We start from the raw sequence: 15623 nt of genomic DNA, 5'->3' as shown, positions 1-15623 counted from the left end.
ATGAACGCCAAGCAAAACGGAAAAATATCCCAGTCTCTCATGATTGTAGTTTTGATTCTGATTACGGTCTTGGTCAGTCTGGCTATTTGGTTAAGTTCAAAAAAAACTGAATCTGAGGGGCAGGGTTATGATGAGGGAAATGCCGAATATTCTGATGAAGATAGTTCTGAAGAAGGACATGCTGAAGAAGGCGAAATACAACTGACCAGCCAACAAATGGTTGAACAAGGTTTAAAAGTTGCTGTTGCATCCACAGGATTGGTTGAAAAGCTGACAACCCTGCCAGGTAAATTGGTGGTGAATACCGATCAACAAGCGCATATATCGCCTAATTTTAGTGGTTATGTCGAGCAGATCAATGTGGCTTTAGGACAGAGCGTGCAAAAAGGACAAACGCTGGCTGTACTAACCGTGCCTGAACTGATCGACCAACAGGCAAATCTGCGTATGGCACAGGTGAATCTGGATTTGGCCCGTAAAGATTACCAGCGCGAACAGCAACTCTGGTCACAGGGGGTTTCTGCCAAACAGGATTACCAGCGTGCCGAAAATGCCTACCGTCAAGCGCAGATTACTGTCCAGTCCTCACAAGCACGTTTAAATGCATTAGGTGCAAGTGGCAATAACAATGGGCGTTTTCTGATTAAAGCACCGATCTCTGGGGTGATCAGTCAAAAAGATATTGTGGTCGGTGAAAATGTGCAACTGGCTAATCAGCTCTTTGTCATTGAACAGCTGAAAGATTTATGGCTTGAGTTTAATTTGCCGAATCAATTCTCAGGTCAACTGCAAGCCGGGCAAAAAATTGACTTTAAAGTGAATGATTCAGATCAAAGCTATAAAGCTACTGTACAAAGCTTAACCTCTCAGGCAGATGTACAAACAGGGCGTCTGGTGGTGCGCGCAAAACTCGATGCGCAAGCTACTGAGTTGCGTTCTAATGTGTTAGTGAGAGTGTTGATTCCGGAAGCTACAGCAAAATCAGCCCTTCGGATTCAAAAGTCTGCGCTGCAAAGTATTGAAGGTGAAGACAGTATTTTCATCGTAGATTCAGAACAAAAAGGTCAAGTCCACTTAAAAGCACAGAAAGTGCAATTGGGGCAGGCTTCAAGTGATGGACAATGGCTTGAAGTGATTTCTGGGCTGACTGAAGGGCAGAAGTATATCGCTCAAGGCAGTTTCTTGTTGAAATCTGAATTAGAAAAAGACGAGGCAGGCCATGGACATTAATTCTGATCTGCCAAAACCAGAAGGTTTATTCGAACGAATCATTCAGTTTTCCATACAAAATGCGATTTGGGTGTTGCTCTTTGTCTGTACCTGGATTGCGGTCGGGGTGTATAGCTATCAGAAACTCCCGATTGATGCTGTACCCGATATTACCAATACCCAAGTCCAGCTTAATACTCAAGCCAAGGGTTTTACTGCGCTTGAAGTCGAACAGCTGATTACCTATCCCATTGAAAATGCCATGGCTGGCATTCCGGATCTGGAGCTTACCCGTTCCATATCCCGTTATGGACTCTCTCAAGTCACCATTATCTTTAAAGATGGGACTGATATTTATTGGGCCCGTCAGCAGATTAACCAACGGACACAGGAGGCGCAATCTGAGTTGCCTGCACAAATCGCACCGACGATGTCCCCCGTTTCTACGGGTCTCGGTGAGATTTATCAATGGGTACTGAAGGCAGATCCGAATGCGAAAAAGCCGGATGGAACTGCATACACGCCGATGGATTTGCGTGAGATTCAGGACTGGATTGTGCGTCCTCAACTGCAACGTGTTAAGGGAGTTGCAGAGGTCAACAGTATTGGTGGTTTTGAAAAAACCTATGTGGTCTCTCCCGATTTAAACCGGATGCAGCAACTGAATATCTCATTAGAACAACTGCAACAGGCTTTAGCGCAAAATAATGAGAACCGAGGTGCAGGTTATATTGAAGACAATGGTCAGCAACTGACGGTACGTGTACCGGGTGCATTCAATGGGCTTTCTGATATTGAGAACACCATGCTGGGTAGCCCAAATGGCAGCCCAATTCGGGTTGGTGATATTGCGCAAGTCTCTATTGGGCATGATTTAAGAACCGGTGGGGCAACCTATAACGGCAAAGAAACCGTTTTAGGGATTGTCATGATGGCGATGGGTGGAAATAGCCAGACTGTTTCTAAAGCTGTGGATGCCAAGCTTCAAGATATTCAGAATAGTTTGCCTAAAGGGGTAGTGATTGAAACGGTGTACGACCGTACTACCTTGGTTGAGAAGGCGATTAAAACCGTTCAGAAAAACTTGGTAGAGGGAGCAATCCTGGTCATCATCATTCTGTTCCTGTTTTTAGGGAATATCCGTGCTGCCTTGATTACTGCCTGTGTCATTCCACTCTCTATGCTGTTTACCTTAACCGGGATGGCACAGCAAAATATCAGTGCCAATCTGATGAGTTTAGGTGCACTCGATTTCGGCATCATTGTCGATGGTGCTGTGGTGATTGTCGAAAACTGTATCCGGCGTTTAGCCCATACACAGCAACTGTTAAAACGACCTCTCACACAAAGTGAACGCTTTAAGGAAGTTTTTCTGGCTGCCCGCCAAGCACGTCGTCCTCTTATTTTTGGTCAGCTTATTATTTTGGTGGTGTATTTGCCGATTTTTGCTTTAAGTGGTGTGGAAGCAAAAATGTTCCATCCGATGGCATTGGCAGTGGTACTCGCCCTTGTTGCAGCCATTATTTTATCGATCACCTTTGTGCCTGCTGCTGTGGCATTGTGGGTCAAAGGCGATATTCAAGAAAAAGAAAGTCGTTGGATGTTATGGCTAAAAGCTAAATATCAGCAAACTCTTGATATTTCGTATCAATACAAAGCAGTTGTGCTGACTTTTGCACTGTGTTTATTAGTGATTACGGGATTTATCAGTACCAAACTCGGCAGTGAATTTGCACCACAGCTCAGTGAAGGAGACTTTGCGATACAACAGTTACGTTCACCAAGTACAGGCTTAGAAGAGTCTTTACGTATTCAGGAGAATACTGAAAAACTTCTTTTAAAGAGTTTCCCTGAAATTAAGGCAGTATTTGCCAGAACGGGTACAGCCGAGGTTGCAACAGATGTCATGCCACCCAATATTTCAGATGGCTATATCATGTTAAAGCCTCGTTCAGAATGGCCAAATCCTAAAGAAAGTTTAGATGAATTACGTGGCCGTATGGTGACGTATTTAGCCACGATTCCAGGCAATAATAGTGAATTTTCACAACCGATTGAACTCCGATTTAATGAATTGATCTCAGGTGTGCGTAGTGATGTTGGTGTGAAAATCTTCGGTGATGATATGAATGTCCTCAATACTGAGGCGACTAAAATCTCCAAAATCATTCAGCAAATATCGGGTAGCAGTGCCGTGAAAGTTGAGCAGACCTCAGGTTTGCCATTACTGAATGTCGAGGTAAATAAAACTTTGGCTGCACAATATGGTTTGAGTGTGCGTTCAATTCAAGACCTTGTGGCAACCAGTATTGGTGGACAAAGCGTGGGAGAGATTTTAGAAGGCGATCGTCGTTTTGATTTTGTTATCCGTCTTGGAGAGCAAGACCGTAGTGTCGCATCTGTTTCCCAGTTACCTATTCAGCTTCCAAATGGTGGCAGTATTTTATTGTCGGATGTCGCGCAAGTCTCGACCATTGAAGGAATCAACCAAGTCAGTCGAGAAAATGGTAAACGCCGAGTTGTGGTTACAACGAATGTTGAAGGGCGTGATTTAGGGTCTTTTGTTTCTGATGTACAGACACAGCTCAAAGCATACACTTTGCCAAGTGGTTATTGGATAGAATATGGCGGTCAGTTTGAAAATTTGGCTTCAGCCAAAGCACGGATGCAAATCGTGATTCCACTGACTTTAATCACTATCTTTATTTTACTGATGGCGGTCTTTCACAATGTCAAAGAAAGTCTATTGGTCTTTACCGGGATACCCTTTGCCTTGACCGGTGGTGTGCTGTTCCTTTGGCTAAGGGATATTCCATTATCGATGTCAGCTGGAATTGGCTTTATTGCCTTATCTGGTGTTGCAGTCCTCAATGGACTGGTAATGCTGACCTTTATTAATGAATTAAGGGACAAATATCCAGTGCATAAAGCCGTGTGGCAAGGGGCTATTTTGCGCTTAAGACCAGTGTTGATGACAGCTTGTGTGGCTTCACTGGGTTTTGTACCAATGGCGCTGTCAACCGGAACAGGGGCTGAGGTTCAACGGCCACTGGCAACCGTAGTGATTGGCGGGATTATCTCTTCAACATTACTAACTTTGGTGCTGTTACCCGTGCTTTATCGTTGGATAAATGAAAAAAAAGTTTCTTAATCCAATAGATTAGTCGATTTACAGCAGAGATATTGGCTGTTATCCAATATCTCTGCTCATCATAAATAGAATAAGGAAAATATTTTATGTCAGAACATCATGATCATAGCCATGCGGTTGTTACTGAAGAAAATAGTAAGAAGTTAATGGTTGCCTTAGGTTTAACGACTACTTTTTTAATAGTAGAAGTTGTCGCTGCTTTTGAGACCATCCCGAATTCTGTGTAACTGCCGTTTAGATTAAATGCTTGCTGATACGGTCATCAAACATAATCATAAAACGATTCAGAGCAGACGTCCAGTTACGGATTGGCATCGACCACGAGCCCATCTTGGATTTTGTGTAACTTCTATTTGCTAATAGGGTATAAGAAGTTACACAAAGTTTAGGAAAGTCCCTTTTTTATACCTATCGCTCAACCAACTTTTCCTCAATCATTTCAGTCAACAACTCAGTCACCGTTTTTCGGCTTTCAAGCGCGTACCGCTTGAGCGCAATGTGTTTATCTTCATCTAAATTAAAATTCACGCGTACCGTCTTTTTGGGACTGTCCGTCACATCCGATAAAGCCAATTGATCCTTAACGTTCTTACTAGGACGACCTGCTGATAAACTCATGACTTACTCCTCACCAAAAAATATTTGAATCTCACTGACCAATGCGGTTATCTCTTGTATCGCATTGCTACTAGGCGATTCGGTATCAAATACTGTCTTACCAAGGGCAGCACTATTAGGATAAGCAACTCGCTGCATCACTCTGGTCTCTAATACCGGAATATTATAATCAAGCAGCGCGGTTGCAACCTCTTTACCAATATTGGTATTTTGAATGGCGCGTGAGACAACAAAGGCTGCCTTTAGTTGGCCATCCATCATCTCAATACGCTGCTGCACTAAATCAACCAAATCGCTGGTCGCCCAGATATCATAGGGGCTCGGCTGCACCGGAATCAATATAAAATCAGCCGCTTTTATAGCAGAAATAGCCAGACTAGTAGCTTGCGGCGATCCATCGATCACCACATAATCTTTATCAGAGACGTTTTTTAAATCTTTATCAAGTGTTGGTCTATCGAGCCCAATCACCGGTACCGGATTGTCTTCATCAACTGCTCTCCAGTCACGCGCACTGCCCTGCTGGTCACTATCCACCAACAAAACACTATGGCCTTTTAGCTGTAAGCCACGAGCCAAATGCGTTGCGATGGTAGTCTTACCGCTGCCACCCTTTTGATTTAATACCGCGATTACCTTCATAAATACAGATCCCTGTAGTATGTATTGAGTATATAAGTATATAAGTATATAAGTATATAAGTATATAAGTATATAAGTATATAAGTATATAAGTATATAAGTATAACTAAAAATGTACGTCACATTACTACTAATAGCAATACTTCATAGTAAAAATAGCATCACCTTTTCTAACTAGCGTATATCCATCATGATAGACGTCCTGTATCAAAGACAGCATAACGAACTGCCTACTACCAGGTAAATTACCGCTGTTGAATATCAATTTGAGCTACTAAAAGGAATACGTTAGCCACTCATATTCGTTATAATCTGCTCACCAATCAAAACCACCAATCGTTAATGAGGAAACCACTATGGTGAAGTGTCACTTATCGACCATCATGGGCGAAAGACGCCTTAAAATTGCCGATGTCGCAAGGGATACTGGCATCAATCGTGGCACCATTACTCGCATGTATCATGAAGAAGCCACCCGAGTTGATCTAGATGTCATCGAGTCTTTATGCACGTATCTTAGAATCAATGTTGGTGATTTATATGAAATCATAAATGAGGACAGCAGTGAGTCGCCTGAGTGAACACCTTCGCTCATAAGACATTATCACCTTTAAAAGTATAAAAAGACCTACAGAAGGTTATTTTCTCTTGCGATAGATTAAAATATAGGTATAATTTGACCTGTAGTAAGTCATTTTATCCATTATTTATACACAATAATCTGCAGGAGAATACTAATGAATAACAATCTATCGCGGCTCAACAGCTGCGCTTGGTTTAGTGAACAGACTAAAAATTTAGCCTCTAAGCTGTTATTCAGCTTACAAGTACAGCAAGGCGTACAACTGGCATCATTACTTGGTGTTGACGCTATTCTTTATAATGATGAAGCGATTTATGTCTGGGTGCAACGACAGCTGGATGATGGTCTTATCGTTGACGACTACACTTTAAGCATCCTTGAAACTGCTTTTATAGAGTTGGTCACAGCTTACACTGACCAAGCAGCCTAGTCACTTTAGCTTATATTTACAGACTTCTTGTTTAACAAGAAACAATAACCCTTAAAGCCAGATAAAGTGTCATTATCTGGCTTTTTAATATAGACAAAGATAACGACAATCAAACAAGCCTTTTTTCAGTCTTATATGTTTCAGAAGACGCACTTTTGGGCAATATAGCTCACTATTGCCATACGTCTTTACTCAGTCGGCTTTGCACGCGGCACCCCAGCTATTTTATAATAAACAAAGCCTCTCTCATCTCTCAAAACACTCTTACTGTCTGCTCTAACGCACCAGCTGATTGCATCAGGCTGCTCTTTATTAACATCACAAGCCAAAATAAACTGCGCACTTTGAGCATTATTAAAGGCCTGTTTCCAACCCGTTTCAAGCTCATCGATGCCGCGCTGTAGCTCTGCTTGCTGGTATTTCATCTCTGCAATCTCATCAAAGCTTGGCACATACCAAAATACCAGAGCCACCAAACTTATTATCACAGCCATCGTACCCGCTGCGACAGCGGCTGCAATCCTTTTAATACTCATAGTCTCAATGGACTTATGAATTTTGTCCAAGTCTTTACTAGCTCTACCCTCGACCTGCTCAATCCGCGTTTTGGTGGTGGTCTCAAAGGTCTCAATATCTTCAATAATCTGCTTATGACCAGCTTGGTACTGATTGGTGAATAGGGCTAGATTGTCAGCGCTTGCGCTAAGTTTATCAGCAACTCCTTGCATGGTACTGATTTGTACCTCTATGCTATCGTTTTTAGCAGTGACGACCGACTCTACAGCCGTATCAATCTGCTGTTTCATATCGGTGATGATGCCCGCTATTTTGTCATCATAACGACGCGGCATCTCATTGTCAGTGAAAGCCGTCACTGCTGCTTGAAGCTGCTTTAACACGAGTTCTTGATACTGGCTCAATGCCTGCGAAGTCGTGCTTGCGCTACTACCTAATTCTTCAATGGCAGAAGACACCTCATTCACCTTGCTATCAATACCGCTAAGCGAACGCTCAAGCCGCCTCGCTACCGCATCATCGGCTCGCTTAATCAGCTCACGCAAGGCCCCAATGACCGGAGTCAATGAAGTCACTAGGTTAACAAGTTGATCGTGTATGTCTTGCTCATTGCTATTGTCTTTATTCATGGGGTACTCATTATTATAATGCCGCCTAAAATGGGCGTGGTGAGGAGTAGCGGCGTCTTTGTGCTTGTTCATGCGCTTGGATGGCGTTCTTCGTTTTTTGCAGGTGATCTGTCACAGTTTGTGTGAGCGTTGCCCCATCTATGGTGATAGCAGGAACGTGCTCAAAGCGCTCATTGATCTGGGTTAATACCTCGACCTTATCTTGATTGTCAGGCAAGCGCTCAAGCTGTTGCCATAGCGTCGTTGCTGCCTTCTGCACCTGCGTTGCAATTTTTTTGGCATCGGTGTCTCGTAAACTTTTTTGTAGTGTCGTAAAGCTGTCAGTGTGTTTTAGAGTAGTGAATATAAATGCTTGTGCGGCAACCGCCTCAGCCGCGTTGATCACTTCGATCGGTGCATCAACGGCCTTAAAATCAAGGGCATCAACGCGGTCACGCACCCGTACCACTAAATTGTCAAATCGATCTCGATATGCTTTGGTCTCATTGATTCGCTGACGCTTAAGAGATGCCTGCTGCCGTCTCTGTTGTAAAGCTACTCGCCGCCTGGTTAAAGCCTCCTCTCGTGCGCGCTCAGCCTCTTCCTTAAGCTTTGCTTGCTCATGTGCTTTATTGAGCTGGTGGTGAAGCACCATCGTACGGTTGCGCCAGTCATCAAGCCGATCTGCGTTCAATTGAGTGGTCTTGGTACGGGTAATCTCATCGTATAGGTCATCATCTTGCACAATCACAGCTTCACTTTGATCCAGTAAGGCGATACGCTGCTCATAAAACGGCGACAGGCGCTGATAGGTTTTTTGACTGGTATTAATTTGCTGCTTTAACTGTTTGATGTCGTTATCATTGGCAGTCTTAAACGCTTTAACATCAGCGGTCAATGCCGTTAAACGAGTGTAAGCATCCGCGTCTACCTCTACTGCTTTTAACGTACTGAGCGCCTCACGCTCTTTTTGAAGATATTTAAAGCGCTCAACATCCAGATCTGCAAATGCGGCAAACTTATGATAAGTGTCCATGTTATTGGTGACGTCTATCTCTTGTAGATCCGCAAACGCTTGATCCCACTGTAAGGATAAGTCGGATTTTTCAATATCAATCTCATCAAGAGCTTTAAAGCCAGTCGCCAGTTTATTCAGCTTTGCGGCAAAGGGTTTTAGCGTGGCCTTCAACCCTTTGTAGTCCGCAATGACTTCATTATTAAGCGGGATCAGCTTTTTTAAAACCGTTTTATTGTTCAGCACCGTTTTATCAATCTGTGACAGCTGCTCTTCAAGACGGCTAACAGCGCGGCCTGTTTGTAGGGTATCATCTTGTCTAAACTCCTCAACCAACGCTAAAGCCGCCTTTAGTGCCTCACTTTGCTCTTTTGTGCTTATCTGCCTGGCAAGCTCAATCATTTTTTGGCGGGGGTCACTAAAATCCTGTCCCACCTCCTCGGTGAACCGCTGGGTACTCTTAATGTTTTTATCAATAGTAATAATCTGTTTAGACTGGTGCGCTAACTCTTCATGCAGCGCATCAATGGTTGAAAATAAGGCGCTGCGTACCATCTTTTTTTGACTCACAAAGTCGGCTGAGATTGCTAAAAGCTCATCAAGTGCGTGATCATTGGCCGCATCACTATGCGTCTGACTGTTACTTTTAGGGATAGCGGGTTCAAGTTCAACGGCAGGATCTACAAATCGGATATTACTGAGCTCAATTCGCGCAAAGGGTTTACGCTTTTTATAATGTATTGTGACGCCGTTAACCTCTTGTTCATTGCTTTCTAGGTCAATACGTCCCTTGTCGTCGTACTCAATTACTAAACCATTTTTTTCAATGTAAGCATTGATCTCATCAATCGTCTCGTTGTATTCGTGAATCACTGAACGATTGCCTTTGAGAATATCCTTATATAGTGATTTACCCAGTTTCATTTTTGGCAAACGATTGATGCCCAGCTCACGGTAGGATTTCTCACTAATGGTTTTATTCTTAGGCAGTAGCTCATTGGCCATATCCGCCCAAAGGGTGCGTTGATATTTAAGCTCATCGCCGCGTCCGTTTAACCCCTTAGATAACCGCTCCTCCGTTGACCACTGCAACCAATTCTTGCGTGCTGATAAAGCATAACCCTCAACATCCGCTACTATCTCACGGCTTGAGAGTAAAATATGGGCATGAAAGTTACGACTGGTCAGCTCAACCACTTCAACCTCCCCCACATGTTTCTCGTGACTGTGGGGCCGATGAATGGCCACATCGACAAGCACGTTATAGCGATCAGATAAGGTTTGAGCGTAGCGCTCGGCCAGAACTATACGCTGATCCGCGGTGATCCCATCAGGAAACATCACATCAATCTCAGTACCCAATTGCGCGTTTTTACGAGTCTCAATGCGTTCGATATCATTCCAAAAACCCTCACGTGTCACTGCTAGATCCCCAGCAAGAGTTGGCGTTATCAACGCCGTATGCACCACATTTTTCTCAACAACTTGCGTGTATTTAGTACCATCACTGTCCACTAAATTTAAGATTTTGTCTTTAGCTTTACTGGTGTAATCGTGGACGACTCCTGACTGCTCATCAACCAGTTTTGAGCCAGAATTATAAGCCGACTTTGCCACCACGCTATGATTTTTCGCCTTACTAACGGCGCTAACCGACAGGTGAAACCCTTTATTATTCATAGCAAAAAATCCGGAATTGAAAAATGTTTTCTTGGGGGTTGTAGGGGGTTCGCCCCCTGCCGGACGACGGAGTTTATGTAAAAAAGCAGTACCCCTTGTGGGTCTTTTTTACACAAACTCCTAAGTTCGCTCTTAACAGAGGGTTAAAATACTACTGCGCCCACGAAACGATGTGGTCTTGTGTATTTTACTACCTTGCATACCTATGTATGTACTGCTAGGATCAACTCTATCATAGTTGGCTAAAAAAAGGATGAGGTAATGTCAGTAATATCAGATGATTTATTCGCAAATAAGATTAAGCAATTACAGGCTCTTAAAAAAGAGATTGATCAGGACAGGCTTGAAGCACATAAAATATTGGGGGAGTGGTTGGCCAACGCATTAGACGATGATGATAATCATGAACTGCAAGCTATTTTTTTAGACGCACACGATAATGAAAAATATGCTCGTTTGAAAAAGCACCGTGAATTTTTGAAAGCAATTGCCAATAAAATACAAAGTAAAGCTGAGGTGGTACCAAGCAGCTTTACACCACCTAAAAACAGTCAGGACAGTGACCACGGTTCATTGCTTGATATTTATTCATCATCACAGTAGCTACTCGAAATCGCCTAATTGAAGGTACAGCTGGATCGTCTACTAATTAGCGAAAGGTTAGGAGACGGTTATCGGCTGTTTTAAGCGTTTTAGAATAGCTTTAGCTACCATCGTATCGGACAGAGCGTAAAACGTATATAAGAGTGGTTTCTAGGCTTTTTAGCAACGGTTTGATAAGTGTTTACAGATGTGTCGATAATGGCTACTGAAAATGAAGACAAACTATCTACAAAAAATGAGACTGATATTGAGAATGTGAAAACAGGGTTGTCCAGAATGACAGATGAAGATATTCAAAATATCTTTGACCATGCTTTTGAAGATTTTCAAAGATCCAAGCTTGATCCGAACTATGTGAACGAGGATTAACATCAAGTAAATGGACAATTGCATTCTGAGCTACTGATAAGTTTTATAAGTGATTGGTCGATCAAATTATCATCTTAAATCCGTCGGTTTTTTGGTTTTTTTCCTATTATTTAATATAAAAACATATTTTTTACTTTTAAAGACTTTTAAAGACTTTTAGGACGCTCTCAGACCTTACCAATTAAGGGCTTCAAGATCTATAAAGCTACAATCAGCTAGGTTAATGCTACAATCAGCTAGGTTAATGCTACAATCAGCTAGGTTAAAAGCTACAATCAGCAGGTATTATGCTACAATTAGATAGATTTGAGCATTAAGGCGTAGATATGACTAACCAAGTTGGTTTATATGAGAAGAAATACCCTGCAAATTGGGTTGTTATGCAAAATCGTATTCTACAAGCGTTTTATGAAATGACACTTGATGAAAAACGGTTGCTGTTGCTTGCTAGTTCAGTAGTGCGTTTGATAGATGCCACTGAAAAAGACACTATAGAGATAACCGCGAAAGCATTTGCAGAGGCTTGCAACATTCAAGTGGATTCTGCTTATACTCAATTAAAAGATGCTAGTGAAACGATGATGAGGCGATTTTTTAGCTATAGAAATGAACGCGGTAGCCGTGTCAATGTACAGTGGGTCATCAGATCAATATATGAAGATGGCTATGTGTCTCTATGTTTTACAGATGAAGTGCTACTGATGTTGAAGGTTTTTGATGAAAATAATCCATTCACTAAATATAAAAAAGAAGATGTACTTAAACTGAAGGGTGAATATTCAATAGATATATACCATCTGGCCAAAAAACATGAGGCAATGAGCTCGTGGACAATGTCACTTGAAGAAATTAGAGAGGAGCTAGCTCTTTCTAAATCTTACGAACGTATTAACAACCTAAAAAGTCGAGTCATCAACCCAAGCGTTGAAGAAATAACAGAAAAGTCAGATATTAAAATCACCTATGAAAACGTTAAACGTGGTCGTACCGTCACAGGACTAAAATTTAATGTCAAAGCTAAGCCCACCAAGAAAAAAAGTCTGGAGGACTTAAATCAGAATAATGAGAATAGAGATATACCATCCTTAACCGTCAAACAGATCGACCGTTTTGCGCCTCTATTGGCTAACTATGCCCCATTTGGTAGCTATGCGCCTTCAGGAAAAAGTACCCAAGAAGTGATCAGCTGGTTACACACTCAATTAAGAGATGAAGCTTTTTTAAAGACCCACAAAAAGCACTTACTGGCGATAGGCTATACGTTCCCTAAGCAGAAATCATAATATGAAAAAAGCATGCTTAGTAGTTTTGGCATTACAAATGGTTTATATTGTACGTACATATATAAGCCATTTGTAATGCCATGACGACAACCAATTATAATATCAGGCTCGATCAAGAGCTCAAGGATAGCGCCTTTGCCGTGTTTGAAAGCTATGGATTAACGCCGTCTCAAGCAATCAAATTGTTCTTAACTCAAGTGGCGCAAACCAATACCGTGCCGTTATCCTTTGATTATCAAAAACCCTCTAATCTTAATACGCCGCCACAAACTTCTGCGGGTGATTACGGATTGAGCGGCCAGCGCCATAAATAAATCAGTGTAAAATATCTGTACAGATATAAGTACAGATATGGTATATAATATCAGTCATACAAATAAAGATGACCAAACACGGAGTAATCGTTATGGATGTTGTGAACTACACTGATTTTAGAAAGGGCCTAGCCAAATATATCGATAAGGTAGATACCGACAAATCGCCGATCGTGATTACTAGACAAAACGCCAAACCTGCGGTACTCATGAGTTTAGAAGAGTTTAATTCATATGAGGAAACGCTTCATCTGCTAAAAAGCCCCACTAATGCCAAGCGCCTCAGACGCTCTATAGCCGATGCTAAGGCGGGTCGTTTAATCGAGCATGACATCAATACGGATGACGCATTATTGACTTGTGATGATGAGGTGGACGCTTGATCTTATCTTGGACACAGGATGCGTGGGAGGACTACGAATACTGGCAAAAAACCAGCAAAGAGAAGGTCAAGCAAATAAGTAAGCTGATTAAAGCCATCAAACGTGACCCATTTGAGGGTATTGGTAAACCTGAACCACTCAAACACGATCTGGCAGGCTATTGGTCGCGTCGCATTGATCAAGAGCATAGACTGGTTTATGAGGTTCAAGATGATGCCATTATCATCGTTCAGTGCCGATATCATTATTAAGTAAACAGTGTTAGTTCACAAAAGTGCTTGATCCTAAGAATCAGGCACTTTTTTATTTTCCATTCTGGCTATGTGTCCTAAAACGAACGAGAAAGCTCTGTAGAGACGTCTAAATATATTGGTTAGTATTTCGACCTAAACATTCGATAACAAACCTTATGTGGTCATACGACGCCATATAATTGCTAATAATGACTATACCTCTGATCACGTTACCACAGATTGACTTCCTCCCCGACCTAAAGGAACGGGGATTCCTACTAAAGACGGCCAAGCCCGACCGCGAGAATGTTTTTTGCTCCATTAACATCTCTGTTATGGGTCGTTTTACAAGAACGACAAAACCATGCTCTTATACCAAGACCTTCTCTACCTTTCGGACTGTCTTGGCGAGAGCCGCAACACGAGCAGGTTTGGGTGGTGTACGCTTCATTGACTTCGATATAGTGGCAACCTGCGTTCGCGCATTTATAATCCAGTTGCCGCTTAATCTCAAACCAACCAGCATCATAGACGGATTTGGCCAGTTTGGATGAAGTGAATGAGTTTGATTTGATTTTACCAACAACGATTAAGCTGTTGGCTTTGACAAGCTTTGATGTGAATTTATGAATCAGATCTTGGCGGGTGTTTTTAATCTTGGCATGAATGACCTTAACCCGTTTTTTGTTTTTGGCACGTTGAGCGATGGCCAGTTTTTCTGCGTATTGATGGGTGACTTTGATTTGTAGCTGATCACCCTCACTACTGACTGCGGCATCTTTACAGCCTAAATCAATACCGACTTGGCCCGTACCACAAACTGTTTTTGGAAATTCTTTGACGGTGATACAGGCGTACCAGTGACCTCGTGCATCTTGTACCAGCTCACAAGTATTGATGGTATAGAGCGAGAGATACCATCTTAAAAAAGCCAAATCAAGTGCTAATTAGCTCAACTCTTGCTTGGTAAGGTTGCTGATGTTTAACCACGCCGAAACAAATATGCACAAGCTTACGCATCGCCGCACAGACAGCCTGCATTTTGCACTTACCGTTAGCAAGCAGTCGCTCATACTGCGCCTTAATGTCGGGATTATGCTTAATGGCGACTAGCGCCGGCATATACAATTTAGCTCTTACGGCACTTGAGCCATTCTTTGCTAAGCGAGACTTGCCCTTAAATAGCCCTGATTCACTATGCTTGGGAACTAGACCTAAAAAGGCTGCCATTTGCGACGCTTGACTAAACTGCTTATTATGCATCAGCGACATCATCTGCTTTGAGACAACAGGGCCGACGCCTTTAATAGTTTGTAGCAGATATTGGTCTTGCTTTAAATTGGGATGACCATCGATATGGTCATCAATATCACCATTGAGCTTAACAATGGCGGCTTGCAAAGAGACTATCATCTGCTCAATAGACGCTTTAACGATAGGAGCGGTGTCTGTGGCCTCCGTTTTTTCCAATCGATTCAGCTCACGTTGTAAGTCTTCTTGTAGCGCGTCTAAGCGCGACAGTAAAGACTTGAGGTGACGCGCCTCTGCTGGCGGCGGTGTCCACAATTTAGGCTTAGCACTATAGGTGTAGCGGGCTAATAACATACTATCTTTCTTATCCGTCTTGTTGCGACTTCCTAAACTAGCAGCATAGCTTTTGACGTAAGCAGGATTGATGATGCTAACGTTAAGCTTTTTATCAAATAGGTAGTAGGCGATGTTCTCGTGATAGACGCCTGTAGCTTCAAGGGTTATGTGGATGTTGTTTAAGTCATCAGTAATGTTAGCAATTAGCCAGTTGATAAGAGCAGCATAGTCACTGTGATCATTTTTAAAGACTTTAGTTTTGAATTTTAGTTTGTCAGTGTCTTTGAGCCATGCAATATCTAGCTTATTTTTACTAACGTCTATGCCTATATAATGTGTCATCTTATTGTCTTCCCTTGTTTATGCAGTGTCACTCATGGCATCTGATAAGATGTCGAG

General features: G+C 42.3%; 15 protein-coding genes and 2 pseudogenes. 11 read left to right on the top strand and 6 right to left on the bottom strand.

Translation table 11 applies throughout. The features are described 5' to 3' along the window. The 3 genes and pseudogenes from W293_RS0111895 to W293_RS17380 all read left to right on the top strand — a co-directional run. A complete protein-coding gene (locus tag W293_RS0111895; protein ID WP_025644120.1) occupies positions 1–1230 on the top strand; it encodes an efflux RND transporter periplasmic adaptor subunit in 1230 nt (409 codons plus the stop codon). Beyond that, the gene (locus W293_RS0111890; protein ID WP_025652657.1) at positions 1220–4360 is read left to right on the top strand and encodes an efflux RND transporter permease subunit; all 3141 of its coding nucleotides are present in this window, start codon (positions 1220–1222) and stop codon (positions 4358–4360) included. The genes W293_RS0111895 and W293_RS0111890 overlap by 11 nt, the downstream gene beginning before the upstream one ends. Positions 4361–4446: 86 nt before the next feature. Further along, positions 4447–4569, top strand: a pseudogene (locus W293_RS17380) (cation transporter); the annotation flags it as partial. A 199-nt stretch (positions 4570–4768) separates the two neighbouring features. Here W293_RS17380 and W293_RS0111880 read toward each other — a convergent pair. Together W293_RS0111880 and parA are read right to left on the bottom strand one after the other, a co-directional pair. Beyond that, complete coding sequence (locus tag W293_RS0111880; RefSeq protein ID WP_025652656.1) at positions 4769–4978, bottom strand: plasmid partition protein ParG; 210 nt, start codon at positions 4976–4978, stop codon at positions 4769–4771. A 3-nt stretch (positions 4979–4981) separates the two neighbouring features. Further along, positions 4982–5620 carry a ParA family partition ATPase gene (gene parA / locus W293_RS0111875; protein ID WP_025652655.1) on the bottom strand — a complete coding sequence of 213 codons (639 nt, stop codon included), beginning with the start codon at positions 5618–5620 and terminating at the stop codon, positions 4982–4984. A gap of 356 nt (positions 5621–5976) precedes the next feature. Here parA and W293_RS0111870 point away from each other — a divergent pair, with 356 nt between their 5' ends. Beyond that, positions 5977–6201 (top strand): helix-turn-helix domain-containing protein, encoded by a 225-nt coding sequence (locus W293_RS0111870; protein WP_025652654.1) that lies wholly within the window; start codon positions 5977–5979, stop codon positions 6199–6201. Between the two features lie 156 nt (positions 6202–6357). Continuing rightward, positions 6358–6633, top strand: coding sequence for a hypothetical protein (locus tag W293_RS0111865; RefSeq protein ID WP_025652653.1), 276 nt, complete (start codon positions 6358–6360; stop codon positions 6631–6633). A gap of 188 nt (positions 6634–6821) precedes the next feature. On the opposite strand, the gene W293_RS0111860 is transcribed toward W293_RS0111865, so the two are convergent. Together W293_RS0111860 and W293_RS0111855 are read right to left on the bottom strand one after the other, a co-directional pair. After that, positions 6822–7778, bottom strand: a complete 957-nt coding sequence (locus W293_RS0111860) for a hypothetical protein (RefSeq protein ID WP_025652652.1) — start codon at positions 7776–7778, stop codon at positions 6822–6824. A gap of 25 nt (positions 7779–7803) precedes the next feature. After that, positions 7804–10452 carry a MobA/MobL family protein gene (locus tag W293_RS0111855; protein ID WP_025652651.1) on the bottom strand — a complete coding sequence of 883 codons (2649 nt, stop codon included), beginning with the start codon at positions 10450–10452 and terminating at the stop codon, positions 7804–7806. Between the two features lie 261 nt (positions 10453–10713). Here W293_RS0111855 and W293_RS0111850 point away from each other — a divergent pair, with 261 nt between their 5' ends. The 6 genes from W293_RS0111850 to W293_RS0111825 all read left to right on the top strand — a co-directional run bounded on the left by W293_RS0111850 (position 10714) and on the right by W293_RS0111825 (position 13655). Then, positions 10714–11055, top strand: a complete 342-nt coding sequence (locus W293_RS0111850) for a hypothetical protein (protein WP_025652650.1) — start codon at positions 10714–10716, stop codon at positions 11053–11055. Between the two features lie 198 nt (positions 11056–11253). Beyond that, positions 11254–11424: a hypothetical protein gene (locus W293_RS17265; RefSeq protein WP_156410067.1), complete on the top strand. Its 171-nt coding sequence runs from the start codon at positions 11254–11256 to the stop codon at positions 11422–11424. A 326-nt stretch (positions 11425–11750) separates the two neighbouring features. Next, complete coding sequence (locus W293_RS0111840; protein WP_025652649.1) at positions 11751–12707, top strand: replication initiation protein; 957 nt, start codon at positions 11751–11753, stop codon at positions 12705–12707. Between the two features lie 80 nt (positions 12708–12787). Beyond that, complete coding sequence (locus tag W293_RS0111835) at positions 12788–13021, top strand: type II toxin-antitoxin system RelB/DinJ family antitoxin (RefSeq protein ID WP_025652648.1); 234 nt, start codon at positions 12788–12790, stop codon at positions 13019–13021. A 92-nt stretch (positions 13022–13113) separates the two neighbouring features. Further along, entirely contained in the window at positions 13114–13404 is a 291-nt protein-coding gene (locus W293_RS0111830) for a type II toxin-antitoxin system Phd/YefM family antitoxin (protein ID WP_025652647.1), read from the top strand. After that, on the top strand, positions 13401–13655 hold the full coding sequence (locus W293_RS0111825) for a Txe/YoeB family addiction module toxin (protein WP_025652646.1): 255 nt from the start codon (positions 13401–13403) through the stop codon (positions 13653–13655). Before W293_RS0111830 ends, W293_RS0111825 begins: the two co-directional genes overlap by 4 nt. Before the next feature lie 207 nt (positions 13656–13862). On the opposite strand, the pseudogene W293_RS0111820 reads toward W293_RS0111825, so the two are convergent. Beyond that, positions 13863–14566, bottom strand: a pseudogene (locus tag W293_RS0111820) (RNA-guided endonuclease InsQ/TnpB family protein); the annotation flags it as partial. Positions 14567–14573: 7 nt separating this feature from the next. After that, positions 14574–15566 (bottom strand): IS110 family transposase, encoded by a 993-nt coding sequence (locus W293_RS0111815; protein ID WP_025651576.1) that lies wholly within the window; start codon positions 15564–15566, stop codon positions 14574–14576. Between the last annotated feature and the right edge of the window lie 57 nt (positions 15567–15623).

The organism is Psychrobacter sp. TB67, from assembly GCF_000511065.1.
Classification (GTDB): domain Bacteria; phylum Pseudomonadota; class Gammaproteobacteria; order Pseudomonadales; family Moraxellaceae; genus Psychrobacter; species Psychrobacter okhotskensis.
Note: the sequence above shows the minus strand (reverse complement) of the source record. Positions and strands in the feature narration are given on the sequence as shown.